At 57.2% G+C, this 2,839-nt stretch carries 4 protein-coding genes; 2 read left to right on the top strand and 2 right to left on the bottom strand.

The window, feature by feature from the left end:
• Positions 1-88: 88 nt before the first annotated feature.
• Positions 89-571: a transcription elongation factor GreA gene (gene greA, locus NZK35_RS24335; protein WP_259635128.1), complete on the bottom strand. Its 483-nt coding sequence runs from the start codon at positions 569-571 to the stop codon at positions 89-91.
• 111 nt (positions 572-682) lie between these two features.
• Entirely contained in the window at positions 683-880 is a 198-nt protein-coding gene (locus tag NZK35_RS24330; protein ID WP_259635127.1) for a DNA gyrase inhibitor YacG, read from the bottom strand.
• Between the two features lie 459 nt (positions 881-1,339).
• Here NZK35_RS24330 and NZK35_RS24325 point away from each other — a divergent pair, with 459 nt between their 5' ends.
• Positions 1,340-1,999: a ClpP family protease gene (locus NZK35_RS24325; RefSeq protein WP_259635126.1), complete on the top strand. Its 660-nt coding sequence runs from the start codon at positions 1,340-1,342 to the stop codon at positions 1,997-1,999.
• 52 nt (positions 2,000-2,051) lie between these two features.
• Entirely contained in the window at positions 2,052-2,642 is a 591-nt protein-coding gene (clpP, locus tag NZK35_RS24320; RefSeq protein WP_259635125.1) for an ATP-dependent Clp endopeptidase proteolytic subunit ClpP, read from the top strand.
• Positions 2,643-2,839: the final 197 nt, after the last annotated feature.

Below are 2,839 nucleotides of genomic sequence, written 5' to 3'. Positions count from 1 at the left end.
TAAAGGCTGGACACCAACGAGTGCTGGTGTGCAGGCTTCAGCCGCCTGGTTTCGCTGCGAAGCAGCGAAACCAGGCGGCTCCCAGACGTTAGACGTCGGGGAACTCGATTTTGGTGACTTTCAGCGTCATCATGCCGGCGGGGACTTCGATCTTGGCAATTTCCCCGACCTTTTTCCCGATCAGACCTTTGCCGATCGGGCTGGTGACCAGGATCTTTCCGGACTTGTAGTCGTCTTCTCCGGCGCCGACGAACGTGAATTCCTCCTCCATGCCGTCGTCCTGGTCTTCGACCGTGACGGTGCAACCGAAGACGACTTCGTCGCGGGGCAGTTCCGACATGTCGACGATCGTGGCGCGGGCGAGTTTGTCTTTGAGCAGGTTGATCCGCGCTTGGACTTTGCCTTGATTCTCACGCTGGGCGTGGTATTCCGCGTTTTCCTTCAAGTCGCCTTCTTCGCGCGCCACGGCGATTTTGTCGGCGATCTCGGGCATCACTTCACGATCAAGATGCTCGATTTCGGCTTTGATCTTGTTGTATCCCTCTCGGGTCATCGGCACCGATTCAACCATCACACTCTCCACGGGTCACTGAAAAAAGAAACCTTCCCCACCCAGACGGCGGGAAAGGCTTCGTTGCTTGATTGGGTAGTTTCGCCGCTTTCTTCGCTAATGTAAAGGTCTTTAACGCGTCAGGTCCGGGTCGATCGTCTTGGGCGATTCGTCGGATTCGAATGGCAGGCCGATGTCCTCGTCCAGCCAGCGGCCCAAATCGATCAGCCGACAGCGCTGGCAGCAGAACGGCGGGGCATCGGTTTCGTCCATCCGAAAGCGTTTTCCGCAGGTCGGACACTTCGATTTGTCACGGGGTTCGTTGGGCATGGGGAGGATTCGAGTGGGAATACAGGAGGTGTGACTGCAGGAGGTGTCACTGTCCGTCACGTCTCAACGGTTGCCGGGTCCAGAATTCTAATGGAGTCGAAGCACTTTCGCGCGTCGTCGACAACTTCGATCACATGCCAGCTTGGCAGGACGACATCCGCCGCGACATGCTATTGATGCCAGTGTGACGGCAAAATGTCAAGATAGTGAATCTTGCGACGCCAGCTGCGGTTTGGTATCCGATTTGCATTCCGTGTGATGCAATCGGTGTGATGCAACCGGTGTCGGCCTGAACCTACAGACTGGCCTTGCGGTCAGACTGACCTTGCGGTCGGGGGCACTGGTCTTGTCAGATTCTCCCCAGATGCGAACACTAAGCGGTCACTGCGAGGCCGACGCATCGATTGTTCGGTCTGATCCCGCTGCGATTTCGTTGCTTTTAACTCCCAAAGACACTTTATGGATTCACCGTTAACGCACCCGCTTGCCGCGAGCCAGCTCTCCGGTAACCCGATTTCCGGTAGCCACGCCTACCAGAGTTACCAACGCCAGCGTCAACTGACGCTCGGGGACTTGCTGCTTGAAAATCGCATTGTTTTTTTGCAAGGCGAAATCCACTACGGCAACGCCAACGAGTTGGTGATGAAGTTGCTGTATTTGCAGAGCGAAAATCGCCGCAAGGACATCCATTTCTACATCAATTCTCCCGGCGGAAGCGTCACCGCGACGTTGGCGATTTACGACACGATGCAGATTCTCTCGTGCCCGGTCGCGACGTACTGCGTCGGTGAGGCCTGCAGCGGGGCGGCCGTCTTGTTGGTCGGCGGCAGCAAAGGCAAACGGTACTGTCTGCCCAACAGCCGTGTGATGATGCACCAGCCGATGGGCGGCGTCGGCGGACAGGTCAGCGACATCGAAATCCAAGCGGCCGAAATGTTCCGCTATCGCGATGTGCTGAACCAAATCATCGCCAGCCACTCGGGACAGCCGGTCGAGAAAATCGCCGAAGACACCGATCGCGATTTCTTCCTGGGGGCCACCGAAGCCAAAGAGTACGGATTGGTCGACGATATCCTGACCAAGCCGCCGGTCGAAGACGAAGACGAAGACGCCAACTGAGCCGTCGCCGTCTCGTTTTCCCTCTCCCGTCAAACTAACCAAGAATACCGATATGCCACTGATTCCCTACGTCGTTGAAAAGAGCGGACGCGAAGAACGCACTTACGACATCTATAGCCGACTACTCAAAGACCGAATCATCTTTCTCGGTCAACAAGTCGATGACCAGATCTCCAACTCGCTCGTCGCTCAGATGCTGTTCCTGATGAGCGACGATCCCAAGGCGGACATCCACCTGTATATCAACAGCCCCGGTGGAAGCATCACCGCCGGGATGGCGATCTACGACACCATGCAATTCGTCTCCTGTGACGTCGCCACCTACTGCATCGGTCAAGCCGCCTCGATGGGCGCCGTGCTGTTGACCGCCGGAGCCGCCGGCAAACGCTTCGCTCTGCCCAACGCGCGGATCATGATTCACCAACCGCTTGCCGGCATGCAAGGCACCGCGCGGGAAGTCGAGATCCACGTCGAAGAACTGCGGCGGATCAAGAAACGCATGAACGAAATCATGATCGATCACACCGGTCACTCGCTGGAAAAAATTGAAACGGACACCGATCGGGACCGCTTCATGAGCGCCGAAGAAGCTCGCGAGTACGGCTTGATCGACAAGGTCGTGAAACGCGCCGGCGAAGCCTAAGCGGGCGAGTCGTTTTAAGTGGGATTGGCTGGAAGCCTTCGGTTTGCCCACCGCTTTGCGGACTCAGTCCGCCTGCGGAGCAGGGTTTACCCCAATACCGCTAAGTTAACATGAATGAGGGGGCCCGGACGCTGGCGCGAACCGGCTGATGTCAAACGAATATCAGCCGTTTGGCGCGAGCCTACGGGCCCTCATCT

This window comes from Stieleria sedimenti (genome assembly GCF_025060895.1).
In the GTDB taxonomy this organism is placed as follows: domain Bacteria; phylum Planctomycetota; class Planctomycetia; order Pirellulales; family Pirellulaceae; genus Stieleria; species Stieleria sedimenti.
Note: the sequence above shows the minus strand (reverse complement) of the source record. Positions and strands in the feature narration are given on the sequence as shown.

What these genes read in the sequence shown, in the direction of transcription:
- clpP (WP_259635125.1), top strand. Translation starts at nt 2,052, where the DNA reads ATGCCACTGATTCCCTACGTCGTTGAAAAGAGCGGACGCGAAGAACGC.
- greA (WP_259635128.1), bottom strand. Translation starts at nt 571, where the DNA reads ATGGTTGAATCGGTGCCGATGACCCGAGAGGGATACAACAAGATCAAA.
- NZK35_RS24330 (WP_259635127.1), bottom strand. Translation starts at nt 880, where the DNA reads ATGCCCAACGAACCCCGTGACAAATCGAAGTGTCCGACCTGCGGAAAA.
- NZK35_RS24325 (WP_259635126.1), top strand. Translation starts at nt 1,340, where the DNA reads ATGGATTCACCGTTAACGCACCCGCTTGCCGCGAGCCAGCTCTCCGGT.